The organism is Acinetobacter sp. TG2027 (genome assembly GCF_000302435.1).
In the GTDB taxonomy this organism is placed as follows: domain Bacteria; phylum Pseudomonadota; class Gammaproteobacteria; order Pseudomonadales; family Moraxellaceae; genus Acinetobacter; species Acinetobacter pittii.
Genome location: NZ_AMJN01000040.1, coordinates 130,576 through 152,024 on the forward strand (window position 1 = coordinate 130,576; position 21,449 = coordinate 152,024).

The following is a 21,449-nucleotide window of genomic DNA, read 5'->3' on the forward strand; positions in this document are numbered from 1 at the left end:
ATTGATTTACAGATGATTGGGCAGCAAAGAAATATATTGGCAACTTTGGGGATTGATGTATGGATTCCTAAGACACAGGTGTGCCAAAAAAATAATGCTCAAAGTCTCTGGCGAGATCAAGCTGCACCAGAAGGTGAACCAATTATATTGCCTTCTAAGAACAATCCAGTTGTTGAGCAACCGACAAAACCACAAGTCAACGAAGTTCCAAAAGTTGAACCTGAAATTGCGGTACCACTTCCAGTAGAAGTTCCGCCTGTTGTAGTACCTCGTAATGAAGTACAAGCTCCAGTGGTTACGATTGCTTCATTTGATTTGCAAGCTTTTGCGCTTGAAAAATGCGTTATTTTTTTAGATGTTACTAATTTAAGTGAAGAAGAAAAGCAGCTTTGGAATAACATCCAAAAAGCAAAAATAGGGCAATATGCTGAACTAAAATGGCCGTTTCCTTTAGCTAACTATCAAGACCAACGTGGTGCAGGTTCATATATTCAAGGATTTTTAGATGCTGTCGCAGCAGACAAGAAGATCTTGTGCCTTGGTGAATGTTCTTATATTCAGCATGCCAATATTATTCATTTGGCGAGTTTAAAAGAGATGTTGGAGAAACCACTCCTTAAAAAAAGGTTATGGCAATTAATGCAAGATAACAACGAGTAGTAGGGATTTACATGAAAAAAGTTGTAGTTTTTAGCCAAATTGATGAAGAAATTTTGTCTCGATTACAACAGGATTATCATGTTGTGGTTCTTAATCCAAAACTGGGTGATATTAATGAGCAAATTCGCCAACAAGTTGTAGATGCTGATGGGATGATTGGTGCTGGTCGACTTCTTAATGAAAGTAATCTTGCGCCTGCTCAAAAACTCAAAATTATTTCATCTGTAACAGTTGGCTATGACAATTATGATGTGGCTTATCTAAACCAAAGAAAAATCTGGTTATCAAATACCCCTCATGTTTTAACTGAAACAACGGCTGATCTTGCTTTTACGTTATTACTAAGCGCTGCTAGAAAAGTTCCTTTTCTTGATCATTGGACGAAACAAGGTGAATGGAAAAGAACTGTTGGGCCTCAGCAATTTGGTTTAGATGTTTTTGGAAAGACGCTAGGAATTATTGGGCTTGGTAATATTGGTGCTGCAATTGCACGCCGTGGTTTTTATGGATTTAACATGAATATTGTTTACCATAACCGCCGTGAAAAACCTGAATTGGCAGAGCCTTTAAAAGCACAATATCTTGGTTTAGATGAGTTATTGCAACAGTCTGATTTTGTGGTAACCGCAGTTGATTTAAATAATGAATCGAAAGCTTTGATGGGGAAAGCTCAATTTGAGCTTATGCAAAAGCACGCTATTTTTATAAATATTGCGCGTGGTTCAGTAGTTGATGAGCAAGCTTTGATTGAGGCCTTACAAAGCGGGGAAATCTTTGGAGCTGGCATAGATGTATACGAAAAAGAACCTTTACAAGATTCAGAGCTTTTTAAACTGTCAAATGTTGTTACTTTGCCTCACGTAGGATCTGCGACTGCAGAGACTCGTAAAAAAATGGCAAATCTTGCTTATAAAAATCTAGTTGAAGCTTTGGAGGATAAAACTCCTAGATATTTGGTAAACCCAAACTTTGCATAAATGATTAATAACACTTCATTGCAAAACTAAGCGATCTCGAGTGATATATTAAAAGTCTATTGATTGAACATAATTTTTTATGTTTATATCAGTAGACTTTTTTTGATGGTTTAATTTTACTAGAGAAAAACATTTGAGATTTTTGCCAATTATTTTAAGTACGGCTTTTATAACAAATGCTTCGTACGCGCAGCCTTTCGACCCTCAGCCTTCTGCAAATCAAGTAGAAATTCCAAATATTGGAAGTGGGATTGGTTTGCTTGATCAACAAAAAGAAAAATTTATTGGCGAAAAAGTTTTTCGTGAAGTTCACAAACAAATGCCCGTTATTCAAGATGTTTGGCTAGAAGATCAATTTTTTCAGGTATTTTCGAGTATTTTAAGTGAAACTCAGCTTGGGCAGCCGATTGGTCTAGTCGTGATTAAAGATCCACAAATTAATGCTTTTGCTGTCCCAGGTGGCTTATTTGCGCTCAATACAGGGCTTATTGCCTCAGCACGAAATATTGATGAAATTGCTGGGGTTATGGCTCACGAAATTGCGCATGTATCGCAAAGACATTTTAGTCGCTCTGAAGAAGCCTTTAAAGGTCAAACATTGCTAAGTCTAGCAGGACTTTTAGCGGGGGTGGCTATAGCTGCGCAGGGTGGTGGCGATGCGGGTGCAGCAGTGATGCTTGGAACCCAAGCTGCACTCATGGATAAGCAATTAACATATAGTCGAAATCAAGAGCGTGAAGCAGACCGTATTGGTATGCAATATATGTATGCGGCAGGTTATAATCCTCAAAGTATGGCTGATTACTTTGAAACAATGCATAGAGCTACAAGTCGGGTAAGTTTTTTACCGGATTTCTGGTTGACTCATCCATTGACGACTGAGCGTATGAGTGAAGCTAGGCTGCGTGCAAACCAGCTGCCTAGAGTTAAAAACCGTATATATGATGCAGATTTTGAGATTTTAAAATGGTACACCATGGTGGTTGCAAATCAGGCAACTGAACACCAACTACAAAGTTTAGCGTCCCAAAAAAATATTGCTGGTTTGATTGCTTTAGCAGCATTTTACACAAGACAAGGTGATTATGTACAAGCGCAGTCTACTCTAGATCAAGCGAAATCTAGTGGAAAGCCTCTTGTCACATTGTTGCAGACAGATATTTATCTTGGCCAAAACAAGTTAGATCAAGCTTATACTACAATTGCTTCTATGCAGATGACGATACCTGAAAATAAAGCTTTTAGTTATAAGTTGGCTGAGGTGCTGCTACGCCAAGGTAAGTTTGCGCAAGTTCAAACTTTGGTTCAAAGATTTATTAATAAGAATCCAAGAGATATACAAGGTTGGCAATTTTTACAGCAAGCTGCGAATTTGGATAAGAATGGACCTTTAAGAGCGGTTAACGTTCTACGCTATCGGGCTGAAGCAGAATATTGGTCAGGTAGTGAGGAAAATGCAATTAAATCAATGTTGCATGCTCAGCGATTGGCAAAAGATAATCAAGCAATGTCGGCAAGAATAGACAGTCGTTTGAAACAAATGCAAGATGAGCGACGAATGAAGATTTAAAAGTTATATCTTACTTAATTTGCAGATGTGCAAATATATACAAACTAAAGAAGCTTGATTGGAAGAAATATAAAATTTAAAAAGGGGAATTAAGCTAACTTAGCTTTAATTTTTGCTGAAACTTGAGCAGGATCGGCACGCCCGGCTATGATCGGACGTAGAGAATTCATCACCTTACCCATATCTTTCATGCTAGTTGCTTCTTGAGCAGCAATCGTTTGCTCAATGATAGAATCAAGCTCTTCCTCAGTCATAGCTTCTGGTAGAAACTGAGAGATAATCTCAGCTTCGGCTTGTTCTTTACTAGCTAAATCATTACGACCAGCACCTTCAAAGGCTTTGATCGATTCTTTACGTTGTTTAATTTGCTTTTCAATGACCGCAAGAACCTGAGCGTCGTCAAGCTCTTTGCGCTCATCGACTTCGATTTGCTTAATTGCCGCTTGTAGACTACGCAGAACCGTCACTGTTGCCATATCTTTGGCACGCATAGAAGTTTTTAATGCATCAGTAATTTGGTTTTTTAAAGTAGTCATAATTCAGCAGTCAATCACAAATTAATTAGTAAAGGCGAGTAGTACGTACAGATTCGCGAGCCAATTTCTTTTGGTAGCGTTTAACTGCTGCAGCTTTTTTGCGCTTACGTTCTTGAGTTGGTTTTTCGTAGAATTCGCGTTTACGAACGTCAGCTAAAACACCAGCTTTTTCGCATGAACGTTTGAAACGACGGATAGCTACGTCAACTGGTTCGCCTTCTTTCAACTTAACTTGTGGCATGTAAAATCCTCTAGATTATGGATAAGATCAGGCACACCATTGCGCCGGATCACAAGTGAAGGTCAGTATTTTACTCATTTACAACTCATATCACAAGTCTATAATAGCGATTGCAATATTTTGACTCATATAAAAGGCAGTTTTGATGATTGTTTTAGGCTTGGAAACTTCTTGTGATGAAACAGGGTTGGCACTTTATGATAGCGAACTCGGCTTACGGGGACAGGTTCTTTATAGCCAGATTAAACTTCATGCCGAATATGGTGGAGTAGTACCTGAACTTGCTTCTCGTGACCATGTGCGTAAATTAATTCCTTTAATGAATCAATTGCTTGAACAAAGTGGTGTAACAAAACAAGAGATTGATGCGGTTGCTTATACGCGTGGTCCTGGTTTAATGGGAGCATTAATGACAGGTGCACTGTTTGGCAGAACTTTAGCTTTTTCTTTAAATAAACCTGCAATTGGTGTTCACCATATGGAAGGTCATATGTTGGCCCCATTACTTTCAAGTCAACCACCTGAATTTCCGTTTGTAGCATTGTTAGTTTCAGGTGGACATACACAATTGATGGCCGCCCACGCTATTGGTCAATATGAACTATTGGGTGAGTCTATTGATGATGCTGCGGGCGAAGCTTTTGATAAAGTTGCAAAAATGATGAGCTTGCCATATCCAGGTGGGCCAAATATCGCAAAACTTGCATTATCTGGTGATCCATTAGCATTTGAGTTTCCAAGACCTATGCTTCATCAAGGCTTGGATTTTTCTTTTAGTGGCTTAAAAACAGCTGTTTCTGTTCAATTGAAAAAATTGAATGGCGAAAATCGTGACGCTGATATTGCTGCTTCATTCCAAGAAGCAATTGTAGATACCTTGGTAAAAAAATCAGTGAAAGCTTTAAAGCAAACTGGACTTAAACGTTTAGTGATTGCAGGTGGAGTTAGCGCAAATTTAAGACTACGCGAGCAATTAGAAACTTCTTTGGCGAAAATTAAAGCGCAAGTTTATTATGCTGAGCCTGCTTTATGTACTGATAATGGGGCAATGATAGCTTTTGCTGGATATCAACGTTTAAAAGCAGGTCAGCATGATGGGTTAGCGGTAACGACCACACCAAGATGGCCAATGACTGAACTCACTATTCCTGAGTAAAATTATTCATCGTCAAAGGCCTGTTGGTTTTCGATATCAATGTATTCGATATAACCGCGGCCTTGTACTTCATTACCAAAATAATGACCTGTAAATATATAGCTACTCGCATAACCTCGCCCATGACCATAGCGGAATGGGCAGTCAATTTCTGCCTGAATGTTTAAGATAATTTGCTTTGCCTCATTTCTAGCGATCCAAGAAAAATATTTTGGAAGTCGCATTTTTTGCCCACTAGGTGAAACAAAGTCATCAACTTGATGCGAAATAATATCAAAGCTTACATCTGTATAAATTTCAGCTGGTTGGTCCAGATGTCTAATATGTAGGGTATATGCAGCTGTTTGTCCTGCAATATCGGCTTTGGTAAGAAGAAGCTGAGTGGTTTCATTTAAATTGATGATTTGATAAGTGAAAAAATCAAGTGGTAGTTTATATGCATCAGGAATAAGTTTATTTGTGATGGAGTGAGGACCAACTGCTCGAGCATATTCGTAAGTACAAAGTCCTTGGGTTTCAATGCGTTCTGCTTGATAGTTTAGAAAACCTTTAAACTTTGCCAATAGGCTAAAATGATCATAGATTGGTGTTTTTATAAACCATGAAACATGTGAAGTGATATCGATATCAAAGTCGAAATCAAACCCATCATAATCTCCATTAATATGGATGTGCGGAAATTTGCCTTGAATTGAAATTTCCTGACCTAGTTCTATTAAGGTCCCATCTTTATTAATTTTTGTATCTTCGGGAATGACATAGGCCTTCAATAAAGCTTGTTCCAGAGCAGCTGTGCTTGAAAAGAATGTAGCTGTTTTTCTAGGATTTCCAGTGATGATATCATCATGGTCAAAAGCAAGTGCACCTGGTGTACCGATTAAAATCATAATATTTAAGTAACGATGCGGCTCTGGTAAAAGCGGGAAAAAGATGCCGTAATGAGTCCAGCTATAATATTTTTCGTCAACTCGTGGATGGATGGTATGAGCTTGAGTAAAAGGAAGAGTTGAATATTTTTTTGCTTGGTCTAAAACGCCTTGTGCAAGTAATAAACTTTTACCAAGCGCTTTACTAGCTGTAGAAATTTTTGGCAATTGTTTTTTCATATATAAACCTAAAGAAGGGCTATCTTTGTTTTAGGTTATGAAAAACAACTGCCAAAGCTAAGCGGTTTATAGGCCAAAGCTAAGGCTTTGCGGGACATTTTATTTAATTGTTAGACAAATCTTTTAATGCGTTTAAACCAATCCAATGCTTAGAAAACTGATAAGCCGCTCGACCAGAGCGCTGACCCCGCATCTGACACCAACGTAGACTTTCTGCACGAACTTCATCATTGAAAGGCATGTTTGCTTTATCAAGATAATGCTCAACGATTTCTAAATATAGGTTTTGATCCATTGGATAAAAAGATAGCCATAGACCAAACCGATCCGACAAAGAGATCTTTTCCTCAATCGCTTCTTGTGGATGTAGTTCAGTATATTGGGGAACATCGACCTTAGTTACAGGTGTATTTTCATGCATGAATTCTGGTAACAGGTGGCGACGGTTACTGGTTGCATAAATAATAAAATTACTTGAACCTGACTGTAATGAACCATCTAATACACTTTTTAGACTACGGTAATTTTCATCTTCCGCGTTAAAAGCCAAGTCATCACAATAGACGATATATTTTTCAGGGCGATTTTGAATGAGTTTTTGAATTTTGGGTAAGTCTGATAAATCATCACGTTCAATTTCAATTAAACGTAATCCTTGAGGGGCATACTCAGTTAATAAAGCACGAACAATAGATGATTTTCCTGTACCACGTGAACCTGTTAACAGCACATCATTCGCTGGTAGGCCATTTAAAAATTGCAAAGTATTTTGAATAATTTTTTCTTTTTGACGCTCAATGCCTTTTAAGTCATCAAGATAAATATTTTTTGGCTTATAGATGGCATTAAGTTGCTGATTTTCCCATCTAAAAGCAGGTGCAGTAAAATCTGTTTCTTGTCGAGGCTCAGGCAAGACTTGCTGTAACTGATTTAATACAAGTGATAATGTTTGAACTAAATTGTCCGGTAAATCAATGGTAGCCATGGTAAGTCAATCATGTTAAACAGTGTTTGATAGGATACTAACACCGAAATTAACAGGCTGACAAAAAACTTATTGCCTATACACTTTATCGGTTTTGCAATTGATTGAAATGTTCAGACCGAGCATAGTGTTGTGATGTCTATTCAGTAAAATCATCTGTGAAGATGAGGACGAAATATGTTTGAAAAAATACGAAGTGATATGAATCCACATCAGGCTTACCGTATCAAAAAATTACAACGTCAATTAGACATGGCTGAATCTTATGAGGAATGGAAGTCTTTTGCATTAAAACTAGATGAAGAAACAGGTGTGCAAGAGTGGAAGTTTGATAATAGTTCACCTTACTTCGATGCCGAACTCATTTCTTATCGATACACTTTGCTCAAAAGATATCGTCAGCAACATCGCACATTAGACCTCATCTATTTACTTAAAGAGGGTCTAACCTACGATATTGCAAATATTGGTCATCCAATGCTTTTTGCTGCAACACATGTCGGTACAAAAAAGTTAATTGAAGACTATATTGAAGAAGTTAGTCAAAGCTTGGCTTATATCGCTTCAAGTGAATGTATTACGTTTCAAAGAAAAGAAAAAATAGAGTTTTTTGAAAACTGTGAAAAGGCGTATGGACAACCTGCACTTATGTTTTCGGGCGGCGCGACTTTAGGACTTTTTCATACGGGAGTATGTAAGGCTTTAATTGAACAAGACTTAATGCCTAAAGTGCTCTCTGGCTCAAGTGCAGGGGCAATTATGACAGGTATGCTTGGAACCTCTGCCAGTGAAGATATCCAAAACTTATTAAATGGTGAGCAATTTTTTAGTGATGCTTTTCATTTTAGGAAATTCCGTGAACTTATTAAAGGCAATGGTGGAATTGCCGATGTTCAATATTTGAAAAAATTCCTCATTGAGAATTTAGGTGATCTTACGTTTGAAGAGGCTTTCAAAAAATCTGGTTTAAACATTAATGTGGCAGTGGCGCCATATGATGCAACAGAAAACCCAAGAATTATGAATGCCATTATGACACCGAATGTTTTGGTGTGGAGTGCTGTATTGGCTTCATGTGCTGTGCCAATTTTATTCCCACCAGTACGCTTAACCAGTAAACGTTATGACGGTGAACATACACCTTATATGGCAAATACAAAGTGGGTAGATGGAAGTGTAAGAAGCGATTTCCCACAAGAAAGAATGGCACGGCTTTATAATTTAAACTACACCATTGCGAGTCAAGTTAACCCACATATTGTTCCATTTATGCAAAATGATGCGGATCGCTTCCGTAAAGACGTTTTAAGCTGGCCTGAAAGAATTCTAAGACGCCAAGGTAAAGTGCTATCAATGGGTATCATGGATTTTACGCGTCAACGACTTGGTTCTATATCTCCAGTTAGAAGATTGTTAGATCATGGATATGGCGTAATGGGACAGCGTTATTATGGTGATGTAAATATCATTGCTAAATATAGTCTAAGTCACTATACCTACACTTTGCAAAACCCGCGTCCGCATCTGTTTAAGCGTTTGCAAAGAGAAGGGGAACGTGCAACTTGGCCAAAAATTTCTTCAATTGAAACCCATGCTCGTATTGGTAAGACAATTCAGCATTGTTTAGAAGTTTTGCGCTTTGAAGAAAAGAAACAACAGCCTGAGTCTTACTATGCTGAGGCATGATTTTGCTTCGCATATAGAAAACTTAACATGTGTAACAAAGCCAACAAGTGCAGCGTTAGGGCGGTGTTTATGGACATGTACCATAGATACCGAAAATTACTGGTTAAAATATCATTTGCCTGAAACCCATGCTCAAAGTGAGCAAGATTTCATGCATGAGCAATTATTTTACGAAGAAATTCACTTTAAAAAACCTGCATGGCTTTTACCTCATAAATTAATTGAGGTCAATTTAATCCCTCAGCTAGGCCATTCTTTAGGTAAGGTTTTAATTTTACCTGATAGTGATGTGTGGTTCGGTTCATTGGCTCGTGAAAGTGATTTAACTGATGTATATCATAAGATTTGGTTCGCAATAAATAAGCTTGCAGAACTTCATGAACTTGGCTGGATTCATGGAGACGTTAAGGCAGAGCATTTTAGAAGGTTTCAGCAAAAGCCTTATTTAATTGATTTTGAAAAAGCGAGATCTATCTTAAGTTGCGATACAGTTATGGATGCAACACCTCGTTATATGGCTCCTGAGCTATTTAGAGGAGGGGGTAAGGGAATACAAAGCGATTTATATGCATTGGGTATCGTTTTATATGAATGGTTAACACAAACTCGCTTAGAAGCAGGTAGTTATCGTGATTGGGCAATCTTGCACTGTCAAAATTTAACCATTCAATTACCCGCGCAGTTTTTGATTTTTTATTCCTTACTTGCAGGTTTATTACAAAAACGGCAGCAAAATCGATTTTCAAATGCTGATGAAGCAATAAATTGCTTAAAACAGATTCAAATTGATAAAAATCATTGATCTAGTATCTGTATACAATTTACACGGTTAGTTTTTTTTAGAAAAAAAACACTTGTCACTGTCAGATCTTATCGCTAATATACACAGCCATCGGGGGCGTGGCGAAATTGGTAGACGCACTGGATTTAGGTTCCAGCGCCGCAAGGTGTAAGAGTTCGAGTCTCTTCGCCCCCACCACTTTAAGTTAATAACTTAAAGTTTGATGTAGATGTTAAGTCATCTAGATCTTGGAAGAGGATTGGTGTAATGGTAGCATGACGGTCTCCAAAACCGTTCGTCAAGGTTCGAGTCCTTGATCCTCTGCCACATTTATTTTAAATAAATGTCCCAGATGGGGGCGTGGCGAAATTGGTAGACGCACTGGATTTAGGTTCCAGCGCCGCAAGGTGTAAGAGTTCGAGTCTCTTCGCCCCCACCATTGAAAAAAGCAAGACGATGATCTTGCTTTTTTTATGATTAAATCTTGAGTGTTTAATCATGAATATAGAGGATTGGTGTAATGGTAGCATGACGGTCTCCAAAACCGTTCGTCAAGGTTCGAGTCCTTGATCCTCTGCCATAAAATAAGGCTCCTATTCAGGAGTTTTTTTATTAGTTATATTTTTAAAAATAACTTTTCATTCGTGCTCAAGCAATTTTCTAAATAGATATTTTTATAGCTGTTGCTTTTCAATGTTTTTATCACATCATAGATTGTTTTTTAATTAAGCAATATACTGAATTTCTTAATCTTTTTATTAAGCTATTGTTTTATATTTATTTAACTTAAGTTTTGGAAATTATTTATATAAAAGCCTTGAATACAATTTTATTTCATGTATGATGCTGTTAACTAGAAAAAAGACTTGTTAGTAAATCTTCTTTTAAGTATCGTAGTTTTAGTCATAATCCTTCGTTTTTTAAGATATTAAGCTCAATTTGTTATTCTTTTTTCAAAGTTATGATAGGGTCATTATTTAATGATTCTAAAATATTAGAAATCAGTAGGATATATCATGTCTAATACAGTAAGTGGTACAGTAAAGTGGTTTAACGAAACTAAAGGTTTTGGTTTCATTCAACAAGACAACGGTCCAGATGTGTTCGCTCACTTCAAAGAAATCGCAGGTTCTGGTTTCAAAACTTTGCATGAAGGTCAACGCGTAACATTTACCGTTACTCAAGGGCAAAAAGGCCCAAATGCTGTAAATATTATTCCACAATAATATAACAGCAAGTAAAAAAAGCACTTTTTAGTGCTTTTTTTTATTTTAGCTTTTAAAGCAATTTATTGTTCTTTTAGAGCATTAGAAGCCCTCAATAGTAGGGCTTTTTATTTTCTTGTTAATATAAATCATTAGTTATTAAGCTCTTATAGTTAATAATCGAACATATTTTTAAAATAAACTTTAGAATATGTGTGAAATATAAATTATTAGTAATAAAGATATGGTAGATTAAAAAATCTTTAAATAAAGAAATTTTATATTTCACGGAACTGCTAATGAACGTTCGCCTGTGTTATGCCAGTCAACGTAACGAAAAAAATGAAGATTTGTTGCAAGATTTACGTGATATTTTGACAGAAGCACGAGATTTCAATGATTTGAATCAGATCTGTGGGGTGCTCTATTATGCCGATAATGCTTTCTTTCAATGCTTGGAAGGTGAGCGAGAGGTGGTTGAACGATTATTTGAAAAAATTACAAATGATGAAAGACACCACAATGTTAAATGGTTGTGTACATATTCCATTGAACAAAACTCGTTTCAACGATGGTCAATGAAATATGTACAACGTAATACAAATATCGAATCTTTCTTTCTAAAAATGGGAGAAAGTACTTTTAATCCTATTCGTCTTGATGAGCAAAACTTAAAAGCTTTCATCAATGAATTAGTCATTGCCGAACAAACTAAAATTAACACAGTTAAGAAAGTGGGTATGGTGAATCGTGGGGTGAAACCGTTTTAGCTATTTGGCTATCACGCCAATATGGATGGTCTTGAGTTTAGGTAATATTTTAGTCATGACTAAATATACAATAACTGAACTTGCGAGCATCCATATCACTTCTAAGCTTTGACTAATGACAAACATAGCCCAATAAAAAAAGCTAAATAGGGCGAGACAGAGTCCACTACCTTTAAAATACCAAGTAATAAATATTCCAAACAGTGCAGAAGAGAGAAGAAGATTAATCGTCTCGTTCATTCCTATGTAATTAAAGAAAATAATCAGTAAGCATAAAGCTAACATTGATAGTAAATATACAAATATATTTTTTGCAATAAACATTTTCTATACCCTATCTGATGATTAAAAAAGTATCTTTCCTCTGTTTCCAGAGGAAAGATAGTACATATTAATTTTTGAGATTCTTTTTCTATTATTAAGAGTTTTTATATTAATAAAGATGACTTTATCATTTTCTCCAGATCTCTTTATTAATATTCAGCTTTCTATTTAATAGTAAAGAGTGCTTATATGTACTGAAATTAATTATAAGAAAAACAATCATTTGGGTTGTAAGCTTTGGCTTACATAATTGTGAGAGATTGCCTACATTTGTATAAATAATGATCAAATTTTACAAAATTAAATTTATAAAAAAATTTGTTTAACAAGAACTTAAGTAAATATATTGTTTAGATGAGCTTTACATAAATAACAAAAAGTAACATCAACTTTAAGAGATACGTTTCTTAAAATTTATAAATATTAATAAGAGAAAATTAATCCATTTAAAAAATTTTAACATTTGATAAAATATTGTTTTATTAAATTGTGTTTTTAATAAATAAAATTTATGTATTGAAGGGTTTTTAATGTGATTAATAGTGAGGAAATTATATTTATATTTTTGAGTTATCTAGTAATGAGCTGCTTTTGAATTAAGAGAAAAAACTACTGCAATATAAATGAAACTAGAATATCAGACTTATAAAATTTGAATTATGGCCAGCATAGAACTGACTACACTGGCTTTACTGCTTTTGAATTAATTATTCTGAACGAGTAGCTAACCAAGTACTCACTTCTGGCCAGACCGTAGTGGGTGCTTGACTACCAGAAACTACGCCCATATGACCCCCGGGTACCACCTTAAATGTTTTGTCTTGGCTACTAATTAAATCCATGAGTGGTTTAACAGCATCAGCTGTGACAATGATATCTGTGTTACCACCGACAGCTAACACAGAGCATTTAATGTCTTTTAGATAGGCGGTAAGTTCACCAAATTTAACTACACCTTTAGACAGTTCATTATCAATCCAGAAACGGAGAATAATATCGCGCATGACACCGCCCGGATAGGCCAACATATTATCGATAAATGAGCTTGAGGTTGCATGGTCGACAATAAACTCTCGGTTATCTAGATTCTTAAAAAGTTCCCAATATGTTTTCAGATTTCCAATCGGGTCAGTTAATTTAAAACCAAGGGTATTTTGCCAACCATGAATATGAAATGCTTCACTTGGTACATGATGACGAATACGAAATGGCGTATGTTTGCGAACCCATTCGGCAGGTTTGGTAAGACTACCGTATAGTTTCCCCATATAACCTGCTTTGTGTGTGTCGATAGGGGAAGCGAGAATAATTAGATTTTTAATATCTTTATCTTTAAACAATGCGGTATAGCAGAGCGAAAGTGCGCCGCCTAAACTCCAACCATGCAAAGAAAGCTGTTGCTGACCACTGTGTAGGCGAACTTGCTTTAACATCTCTGGCATGAAAACTTTAATATAAGTACCGAAGTTGTATTTTGCTTGGTGTCGGGTTGGTATGCCCCAGTCAATTAAGTAAACATCAAACCCTTGGGCTAAAAAGAAACGTACAAAACTACGAGTAGGGAACAAATCGTAAATGAGCATGTTCACTGCTAGTGGTGGAACAATAACTAAAGGTACGCGGTGTTTAGGGGTAGAGGTATCAGTCTCATTTTTATAATGGCGTAAGGTAATGATTTCATGCTTATGAATCACATCAAAAGGTGTTTTTCCTGACAACGCTATTTGAGGGCCTCTGAAAAAGAGATCTGATGCATTGATCAGCATGTGAGGTATTTTTTGATCAGCACGTGTCTGAAGAGATTTTTTAATAGATTGTAGCTGTGGAACGTTCTGACGAACTTTAAGCAATAAACTCATTGAATATAAAACCTATAAAGATGTTGCCCAGAACAGTAAAGAGCTGGTCTTTGAAGGATATTAAAGTGAATGATGGAGAAGTTCAGTGACCCAAAAGACAGGATTTTCTGTTTAAGATATCAAGGTGGGGTTATTTTTAATTAAGAGTGTATTTATATAAATATATGATATTAAAATAAAAAATTATGTCTGGTCAAAATTATACATTAAATATTCAAATTTAAATTATTCTTAATAATGGTTAAAAAATATTGGTAGAGTATTTTTGTAAAGTTTGTTTGTATTTTTTTTACATATTAAAAATAAAAATATAATTATTTTACAATCCAATAGGAATGTAATCAGAAAGTAGTATATATGGAATTTACTTTTAATGCTTTTTATACGCTAATTTCGGCGGTTATTGTTTTGCTTTTAGGCCGATTTCTAGTTAATCGTATTAGTTTTTTACAGCGTTATAACATTCCTGAGCCCGTAGCAGGTGGTTTGGTTGCTGCTCTAGTTTCCTTGCTTATTCACTCTGTATGGGGGTATAGCATTGTTTTTGCTAGTGAATTACAAACCAGCTTTATGCTTGTGTTCTTTGCTTCAATTGGTTTAAGTGCCAATTTTATGAAGCTTAAAGAAGGTGGCACTGCTTTAATCATCTTCTTAATTTGTGTAGCCTCATTTATTGTAGTGCAAAATGCTGTTGGTATGAGCCTTGCGACATTATTGGGTCTTGACCCACTTATTGGTTTGATTGCAGGTTCAATTACCTTAACAGGTGGTCATGGTACAGCTGGCGCATGGGGTGAAATTTTAGAAACCCAGCATGGTATTCAGGGTGCTTTAGCATTAGGTATGGCGAGTGCGACCTTTGGCTTGATTATTGGTGGTGTGATTGGTGGGCCGTTAGCGAAATTACTCATTAATCGTTACAGTCTTGCTCAACCAAAAACTAACGCTGAAATCCAAAATCGTGACACACATCTTGAACAAAATTCAGATGATTTAGCTCCTTTTGAAAACCCACATCAAGTTCGTTTAATTACTGCCGATAATGCAATTACCACACTGGGTATGTTTGCAGCATGTTTAGCGTTTGCTGAATTTATGACTGGTTTTAGTAAGGGAACGTGGTTTGAGTTACCAACTTTCGTTTGGGCACTTGGTGGCGGCGTAATTTTAAGAAACATTTTAGAAAGCGTGTTGAAAATTGATATTTTTGACCGTGCGATTGATGTATTTGGTAATGCGTCTTTGTCACTTTATTTAGCCATGGCATTGCTTTCGTTAAAACTTTGGCAACTTGCCGACCTAGCTGGCCCGTTAGTTGTAATTTTAGGTGCGCAAACCATTACGATGGCTTTATATGCGGCATTTGTGACGTTCCGTGTTATGGGCAAAAACTATGATGCGGCAGTATTGGCAGCAGGTCATTGTGGTTTCGGTATGGGTGCAACACCAACAGCCGTGGCAAATATGCAAGCCATTACTAACATGTATGGTCCATCGCATAAGGCTTTCTTGATTGTTCCGCTTTGTGGCGCATTCTTTGTCGACTTAATTAATGCGACAGTCATTCAGCTCATGCTGAAATTTATTGCCTAATATAAAAAAAAGCCCGTAAGGGCTTTTTTTTATGGGTGTTTGTCTATGAATATTTGATTCGTATTTCTAGGTCCAATTTTTATTTCCGAATAATTTAGTCATTTTATTTTTAGGATGCTTTTTCTCAAAACTAATAATCGCCCTTAAACCTAGTTTCACATAGAATAAATTGCAGATAAATAAAATGAGAAATGTATGAGCTCAGAAGCACATTCAATTAGCTTGGTTGCCCCCGTAGTTTTATTGGCAGCGGCTGTCATTGCAGTTCCTATTTTTAAACGTATTGGTTTAGGTTCAGTACTTGGTTATTTAATTGCGGGTCTAATTATTGGCCCATTCGGTTTTGCTTTTTTTCAAGATTCTGCCGCAATTTTGCATATTGCCGAGTTAGGAATTGTGATGTACCTCTTTGTGATTGGTTTGGAAATGCAACCATCACACTTGTGGAGCCTTAGACGTGAAATTTTTGGCCTTGGTACGCTACAGATTATTATTTGCGCGCTGGCTTTGACTGGCGTTGGGCTGTTATTTGGCTTTACATGGCAAGTTGCTTTTATTGGTGCGGCAGGGTTCGTCTTAACCTCGACTGCGATTGTGATGCAGTTATTGGGTGATCGGGGTGATCTGACTCAACCCCGTGGGCAAAAAATTGTAGCCATCTTACTTTTTGAAGATTTATTATTGTGCCATTGCTGGCTATAGTTGCTTTTATGGCACCGAATCATGTGATCGAAAGCACATCGGTACGATTAGAAAATATAGGAATTGGTTTACTCGCAATTGCAGGGCTTATTGCGGCAGGGTATTGGTTACTAAACCCATTATTTAGACTTTTGGCTGCTGCTAAAGCCCGAGAAGTCATGACTGCCGCCGCATTATTGGTGGTGTTGGGTGCAGCGTTACTGATGCAAGTCAGCGGTTTGTCCATGGCGATGGGTGCTTTCTTGGCGGGTGTACTTTTATCTGAATCAACATTTAGACATCAAATTGAAGCGGATATTGAACCGTTCCGAGGAATATTACTGGGCCTGTTTTTCCTTGGGGTCGGCATGTCACTGGACTTATCGGTAGTTGCTCAGAACTGGCAACTTATTGTGAGTGGCGTAATTGCCCTGATGTTTGTCAAAGCGCTCATGATTTATATAGTCGCTCGAGTAACGAAAAGCTCTCATACTGAAGCGTTGGATCGCGCTTTGCTCATGGCTCAAGGAGGTGAGTTTGCCTTTGTACTTTTCTCCGCCGCGTTAAGTGCACAAGTTATTGATAGTACCGTTAAATCTAATTTAACCGCCATTGTTGTGCTTTCAATGGTGTTGACCCCAATTGTCGGTATTATTTTCAAACGTTTTACTCAAGCAAAAACGAAGGTTTCATTAGAAAACATCAATATTGCCGACGGGCTAAGTGGTAGTGTTTTAATGATTGGTTTTGGGCGCTTTGGACAGGTCACCAGTCAATTATTGTTAGCAAGAGGTGTCGATGTCACCATTATTGATAATAATACCGACATGATTCGAAACGCCGAAAAATTTGGTTTTAAAATTTATTATGGAGATGGCTGCCGTCTAGATATTCTGCATGCGTCTGGCGCGGCAACAGCACAAGCGATTGTGGTGTGTGTAGAGAGCAAGGAAACGACCAATAGAATTGTAGAACTCGTGACCCATGAATTTCCATTGGCAAAATTATTAGTCCGTTCATATGACCGTGAGCATTCACTGCATTTAGTTAAACAAAAAGTGGACTTTATGATTCGTGAAACGTTTGAATCTGCAATTAAGTTTGGCGGTGTGATTTTGCAAGAACTTGGTGTGGATGAAGATGAGGTTGAAAGAATTACCGAGGAAATTCGAGATTTGGATAATGAGCGTTTTGAAACTGAAATCGCGGCAGATGACGTCAATGCGGGAGCAGGTATGCAATATACACATACTCATCATCCAAGACCAACTGCGCCATTGATTCGACCAAAACAAGAAGGGCGGATTTTAAATAAAGAAGATACTTCAGAGAATGAGGGTGTGGATTAGTCATAAAGCTCAGTAAGAGTTTTTTAGAAAAGCTTTTACTGAGTATTTTTATTGGTGGAAGTACCTTAAGTTGCTAAATTCCATCCGTTTGCCAATCAAATCATTTGACCTTATTAAAGTTAGATTTTTAGTTATATTCATAAACCCGATTACAAACGCTCTAAAGCCGTACCTTTAACTGGGTTTCTGCGCCAATAATAGGGTTGTAAAAATCTAAGGAAAAGCTTCCAAGGCGTCATCCATGCGATGCGTCGATTGGTTTTCTTGTTTTGAATAATTTGTTTTGCTAAATATGAACAAACAACTTCTGGCGGATCAATCACAAAGAAAAATAAGCGCTTCATCTTTTTCCAGTGTTGTACGTCGCCATTGGTCCAAGACGAAACTAACAGATCGGTTGCGACCATACCGGGGCTGAGCGTACCAGTTAAAATAGAAGTCGATTTGGTCTCTTTATAAAGTGCTTTGCTAAAATAACTTACTGCTTGTTTAGTGGTCGCATAGGGGGTCATTCCCGGACTCCATTCTCCGTTGCTTCCCCAACCTTCCATGTTAAAAATTTGGCCATACCCTTGTCGGAGCATGCCTTTTAGAGCTACTTGCGAACCAAGCATTGTGCCCAAAATATTAGTTGAAACTGCTGCATTTAATTCATCTGACTGAAGGTCAATAAACTCTTTCGTTGGGTGGCAGCTGCCTGCGTTATTAATCCACACATTTACTTGTCCAAAATGCTGAATTGCTCCCTGCCATAAGGCTTGTAAATCTGCAATTTGTGTCACATCACAGCATGAACCAATAAATTTTTTTTTACTAAAATGATTTTCTAGGTGAGTGAGAGCATGCTTAAGATGCTCCGCGTTTCGTCCAGCGATGACAACTGAACATCCCAGATCTAAAAAAGCGTGGGCGAGTGCTAAACCTATACCTTTTGTGCTTCCAGTGATGACTACGCAGCCAACTTCACGACTAGATAAACTCATTGAAATCTCTAAATTTTTTTAAAATTAACGCTATTGAGCAGCTTTATGAAAATGAGTTGTTTGCTCTTTTAATAAAAGCAAATAGATAATTGATAAACTTATCATCGAAATATTCATTACGATAGGGTTATAAGGCGAGATAAGTGTAGAAGGTTTTAAAAAACCAATTAAGAATAGTAAACCGAATAAACCTAAAATACTTAAATAGTGAATATATTTATGAGTATAAAAAAGAAACAATAAACCAAAAATAATTTCAGCTATACCGCTCGCGCGCCCTGCAAGTTTTGCATACTTAAAAGAAAGTCCGATGGTTTGCCATACAAATATTTCATCAGAGTTAATAAAGATTAGTTTAGGAACCAGTCCTTGATAAAACCACAAGAAAGCGAGCATAAAGCTTATAAATTTTAATGCCTTAGCATTATCCATTAAGATTCTCTAAAAGATTGAAGTTTCAATTTTGATCATTGCGACTATTATGTTTTGATTTAATTTATTCTTCAATAGCTAATAAGATTAGCTTGTTTTTTAACATTAATGTAGGGATATGATAGGAAAATTTTATATTAAAACATAGGAGAAATACTCCTATGTTTTTAATTTTATGGTTCACTAACTAATCTTGATATATTTTTTAAAAGTATATTTCTTAGAAATTGTCTATAGCATTCATCTGTATTTTTGTTTGAATATTGAACTAAATAACCGTTGAGCTGTGTAATTATAATCATGGCTCTTTCTTTGTATTCTTCTGATGAGATTTTATTATGAATAGGGAGTATAATTTTATATATAAGTTCAAAATTATACTTTTGTATCATTGATAAGGAATCATATACATAGGGTAAGTGATCTGAAATAGAAAACACCTCTTTAAATGTATGCGTAATGACCGGTTGTTCTATTTCATATATTATATTAGCGATAATATTCATAAACCGATGCAAGGGTGGCTCATTTGCATTTAAGTTGATTAAAATTTCTATACGCTGTATGTAGTCGAAAATTAATTTATCGAGTAAAGCTTTTAATAAACTATCTTTATTTTGAAAGTAATGCTGTAAGGTACTTAAACTAATATTCGATTGAGCTGCAACTCCTCGCATACTAAAACCAGAATAACCTTTGGTAAGAAAAACTATCTCAGCATTTTTTAAGATTTGCTTTACTCTTTCTTGTCCTTTTAGTGTGGTAAAGGACTTCTTTATTTGCATAGTATCAAAGGTATCAATTTTGATCATTATCCAGCCTGTAAGTACTATTTAAAAAAAGGCATTCTAAACCATGAAATTAGAAAAATATAAATAAAATATTTAAATTCTATTAAACTAATTATAGGTCATGTGACCTATAATTTTTTAATATCGGTCATATGACCTAATCTAAAATTAAAAAATAGGTCGAGTGACTTATTTTTGTCTCTTAAGTAATAGTTAAAATAGGTCGTGTGACCTGTTTAAATAATAATGAGTTTCTTATGATTTTATTGAATCTATAAATTATTGTATTTGAATAAATATTGACTAATTTTTATTTGATAGATGATATTTATTTTCTCTATTTCTTGGACTTTTTTTTAAAGTAGGGGTGGGTATTTAGTTAGGTGTTTTTTTAACTGTTAAAGAAAGAATTTTAAATAAGTAAACATAGTCTTTTTGTAATGTGTGTATACAAGTTAAATAATTGTTATTAAATTGTGAAAAGAATCACACAATAGTAAAAGGTAGTTTGTTTTATATATAAAACAAATTGGACATATTTTATTTATTGAGTTTGATTCATTTTGTTCTACAAAACTAATCATTATATATGTAGGTTATGAATATGAAAAACATTCAGAAATCACTTCTTGCAGCATTAATAGTTGCTGGTTATGCGGTAAATACTCAAGCGGCTGTTACTGGACAGGTTGACGTTAAATTAAATATCTCAACAGGCTGTACTGTAGGTGGTAGTCAAACTGAAGGGAATATGAACAAGTTTGGTACTTTAGATTTTGGTAAAACTTCTGGTACTTGGAACAACGTATTAACAGCTGAAGTCGCTTCAGCAGCAACAGGCGGTAATATTTCTGTGACTTGTGACGGCACGGATCCTGTTGATTTTACAGTTGCAATTGATGGTGGTGAACGTACAGACCGTACTTTAAAAAATACTGCTTCTGCTGATGTAGTTGCATATAACGTTTACCGCGATGCTGCTCGTACAAACCTTTATGTTGTAAACCAGCCACAACAGTTCACTACAGTGAGTGGCCAAGCTACAGCGGTACCAATTTTCGGTGCAATTGCTCCAAACACTGGCACAGCAAAAGCTCAAGGTGATTATAAAGATACTCTATTAGTTACTGTAAATTTCTAAATATAAAAAGAAATAATTAATTGAGTGGCAGGTTTACTTAAAAGCGAGTGAACCTGTTTTAAATGGAGGGGAGATGATATTTAATCGCGGTTCTATATTTATAATTTCTTATTTTTTAATTTCTTCATTAAATGCTGGTGAAATTGGAGCAAAGTTAACAAATCAAATTGAATTATTACCTTCTTGTTCTATTAATAATAAAGTTGTTGAAAATAATGCGACAAATTTAAATTTCGGAACTGTTGATTTTGGTGAAACCTCAACTGGTTTTAATGGGGTAATTGATGCAAGTTTGATAAATAATGGAAACTCTGGTTTACAGATACAGTGCGCTGGTATTTCTACCGTAAAAATAATATTTGGTTCTGGAAATAATGATAGTAAAGTTCCTGCTTATTTTTCACAAAATTATTATCATGCATTAAGTAATGGTAGGGATTTTGTTGCTTATAACTTGCTTTATGGTTTAGATAAACAAGTGATTAGAGCGAATGATGCTTTTATTCTTAATGATATGAATACTAAAAAGAATATCGATATTTTTGGTCAAGCCATACACGATGGTGGTCGTATATCTAAGGGTGAGTATACAGATATAGTTCCAATTACAATTGAGTTTTAAG

Annotated in this window: 20 protein-coding genes, 4 tRNA genes and 1 pseudogene; 16 read left to right on the forward strand and 9 right to left on the reverse strand. The window is 36.0% G+C overall.

Going from position 1 to position 21,449, the window contains the following annotated elements:
- Positions 1–12: 12 nt before the first annotated feature.
- The 3 genes from B806_RS0110260 to B806_RS0110270 all read left to right on the forward strand — a co-directional run bounded on the left by B806_RS0110260 (position 13) and on the right by B806_RS0110270 (position 3,207).
- Entirely contained in the window at positions 13–660 is a 648-nt protein-coding gene (locus B806_RS0110260) for a hypothetical protein (protein ID WP_017402987.1), read from the forward strand.
- An 11-nt stretch (positions 661–671) separates the two neighbouring features.
- Positions 672–1,637, forward strand: coding sequence for a D-glycerate dehydrogenase (locus B806_RS0110265; protein ID WP_017402988.1), 966 nt, complete (start codon positions 672–674; stop codon positions 1,635–1,637).
- A gap of 142 nt (positions 1,638–1,779) precedes the next feature.
- Entirely contained in the window at positions 1,780–3,207 is a 1,428-nt protein-coding gene (locus B806_RS0110270) for a M48 family metalloprotease (RefSeq protein ID WP_079380935.1), read from the forward strand.
- A gap of 89 nt (positions 3,208–3,296) precedes the next feature.
- On the opposite strand, the gene B806_RS0110275 is transcribed toward B806_RS0110270, so the two are convergent.
- A complete protein-coding gene (locus tag B806_RS0110275; RefSeq protein ID WP_002115302.1) occupies positions 3,297–3,743 on the reverse strand; it encodes a GatB/YqeY domain-containing protein in 447 nt (148 codons plus the stop codon).
- 25 nt (positions 3,744–3,768) lie between these two features.
- The gene (rpsU, locus tag B806_RS0110280; RefSeq protein WP_001136722.1) at positions 3,769–3,984 is read right to left on the reverse strand and encodes a 30S ribosomal protein S21; all 216 of its coding nucleotides are present in this window, start codon (positions 3,982–3,984) and stop codon (positions 3,769–3,771) included.
- A gap of 145 nt (positions 3,985–4,129) precedes the next feature.
- Here rpsU and tsaD point away from each other — a divergent pair, with 145 nt between their 5' ends.
- Complete coding sequence (gene tsaD / locus B806_RS0110285; RefSeq protein ID WP_005068344.1) at positions 4,130–5,140, forward strand: tRNA (adenosine(37)-N6)-threonylcarbamoyltransferase complex transferase subunit TsaD; 1,011 nt, start codon at positions 4,130–4,132, stop codon at positions 5,138–5,140.
- A 2-nt stretch (positions 5,141–5,142) separates the two neighbouring features.
- Here the strand turns inward: tsaD and B806_RS0110290 are convergent, their stop codons facing one another.
- Together B806_RS0110290 and B806_RS0110295 are read right to left on the reverse strand one after the other, a co-directional pair.
- The gene (locus B806_RS0110290) at positions 5,143–6,246 is read right to left on the reverse strand and encodes a DUF6670 family protein (protein ID WP_017402990.1); all 1,104 of its coding nucleotides are present in this window, start codon (positions 6,244–6,246) and stop codon (positions 5,143–5,145) included.
- Positions 6,247–6,349: 103 nt separating this feature from the next.
- Positions 6,350–7,231 carry an ATP-binding protein gene (locus B806_RS0110295; protein WP_002115248.1) on the reverse strand — a complete coding sequence of 294 codons (882 nt, stop codon included), beginning with the start codon at positions 7,229–7,231 and terminating at the stop codon, positions 6,350–6,352.
- 177 nt (positions 7,232–7,408) lie between these two features.
- Here B806_RS0110295 and B806_RS0110300 point away from each other — a divergent pair, with 177 nt between their 5' ends.
- The 8 genes from B806_RS0110300 (at position 7,409) to B806_RS0110335 (ending at position 11,673) form a co-directional block, all read left to right on the forward strand.
- On the forward strand, positions 7,409–8,917 hold the full coding sequence (locus tag B806_RS0110300) for a DUF3336 domain-containing protein (RefSeq protein ID WP_005073515.1): 1,509 nt from the start codon (positions 7,409–7,411) through the stop codon (positions 8,915–8,917).
- Positions 8,904–9,719, forward strand: coding sequence for a protein kinase (locus tag B806_RS0110305; RefSeq protein ID WP_017386496.1), 816 nt, complete (start codon positions 8,904–8,906; stop codon positions 9,717–9,719). The genes B806_RS0110300 and B806_RS0110305 overlap by 14 nt, the downstream gene beginning before the upstream one ends.
- Positions 9,720–9,811: 92 nt before the next feature.
- A tRNA-Leu gene (locus B806_RS0110310) sits at positions 9,812–9,896 on the forward strand.
- Positions 9,897–9,951: 55 nt separating this feature from the next.
- Positions 9,952–10,025 (forward strand) — tRNA-Trp (locus tag B806_RS0110315).
- Positions 10,026–10,052: 27 nt separating this feature from the next.
- Positions 10,053–10,137: transfer RNA gene (locus tag B806_RS0110320), tRNA-Leu, on the forward strand.
- Between the two features lie 67 nt (positions 10,138–10,204).
- Positions 10,205–10,278, forward strand: a tRNA-Trp gene (locus tag B806_RS0110325).
- Between the two features lie 436 nt (positions 10,279–10,714).
- Positions 10,715–10,924 carry a cold-shock protein gene (locus B806_RS0110330; RefSeq protein ID WP_002115279.1) on the forward strand — a complete coding sequence of 70 codons (210 nt, stop codon included), beginning with the start codon at positions 10,715–10,717 and terminating at the stop codon, positions 10,922–10,924.
- 278 nt (positions 10,925–11,202) lie between these two features.
- A complete protein-coding gene (locus tag B806_RS0110335; RefSeq protein ID WP_005073517.1) occupies positions 11,203–11,673 on the forward strand; it encodes an AnBLUF65 family BLUF photoreceptors in 471 nt (156 codons plus the stop codon).
- Here the strand turns inward: B806_RS0110335 and B806_RS19770 are convergent, their stop codons facing one another.
- Together B806_RS19770 and B806_RS0110345 are read right to left on the reverse strand one after the other, a co-directional pair.
- Positions 11,674–11,997, reverse strand: a complete 324-nt coding sequence (locus B806_RS19770; protein ID WP_005073518.1) for a hypothetical protein — start codon at positions 11,995–11,997, stop codon at positions 11,674–11,676. It abuts the gene before it with no gap.
- A gap of 707 nt (positions 11,998–12,704) precedes the next feature.
- Positions 12,705–13,856: an alpha/beta fold hydrolase gene (locus tag B806_RS0110345; protein WP_017386495.1), complete on the reverse strand. Its 1,152-nt coding sequence runs from the start codon at positions 13,854–13,856 to the stop codon at positions 12,705–12,707.
- 357 nt (positions 13,857–14,213) lie between these two features.
- Between B806_RS0110345 and gltS the strand changes: the two genes are divergently transcribed.
- On the forward strand, positions 14,214–15,449 hold the full coding sequence (gltS, locus tag B806_RS0110350; RefSeq protein ID WP_017386494.1) for a sodium/glutamate symporter: 1,236 nt from the start codon (positions 14,214–14,216) through the stop codon (positions 15,447–15,449).
- A 195-nt stretch (positions 15,450–15,644) separates the two neighbouring features.
- Positions 15,645–17,479 (forward strand): annotated as a pseudogene (locus B806_RS0110355) (monovalent cation:proton antiporter-2 (CPA2) family protein).
- Positions 17,480–17,628: 149 nt separating this feature from the next.
- Here the strand turns inward: B806_RS0110355 and B806_RS0110360 are convergent.
- The 3 genes from B806_RS0110360 to B806_RS0110370 form a co-directional block, all read right to left on the reverse strand.
- On the reverse strand, positions 17,629–18,462 hold the full coding sequence (locus tag B806_RS0110360) for an SDR family oxidoreductase (protein ID WP_017386492.1): 834 nt from the start codon (positions 18,460–18,462) through the stop codon (positions 17,629–17,631).
- A 30-nt stretch (positions 18,463–18,492) separates the two neighbouring features.
- Positions 18,493–18,894, reverse strand: coding sequence for a DoxX-like family protein (locus tag B806_RS0110365; protein ID WP_017402991.1), 402 nt, complete (start codon positions 18,892–18,894; stop codon positions 18,493–18,495).
- A gap of 173 nt (positions 18,895–19,067) precedes the next feature.
- Positions 19,068–19,706: a TetR/AcrR family transcriptional regulator gene (locus tag B806_RS0110370; RefSeq protein WP_017386490.1), complete on the reverse strand. Its 639-nt coding sequence runs from the start codon at positions 19,704–19,706 to the stop codon at positions 19,068–19,070.
- Between the two features lie 583 nt (positions 19,707–20,289).
- On the opposite strand from B806_RS0110370, the gene csuAB reads away from it, so the two are divergent.
- Together csuAB and B806_RS0110380 are read left to right on the forward strand one after the other, a co-directional pair.
- Entirely contained in the window at positions 20,290–20,826 is a 537-nt protein-coding gene (gene csuAB / locus B806_RS0110375) for a Csu fimbrial major subunit CsuAB (RefSeq protein WP_002049140.1), read from the forward strand.
- A 73-nt stretch (positions 20,827–20,899) separates the two neighbouring features.
- The gene (locus B806_RS0110380; protein ID WP_017386489.1) at positions 20,900–21,448 is read left to right on the forward strand and encodes a spore coat protein U domain-containing protein; all 549 of its coding nucleotides are present in this window, start codon (positions 20,900–20,902) and stop codon (positions 21,446–21,448) included.
- Position 21,449: the final 1 nt, after the last annotated feature.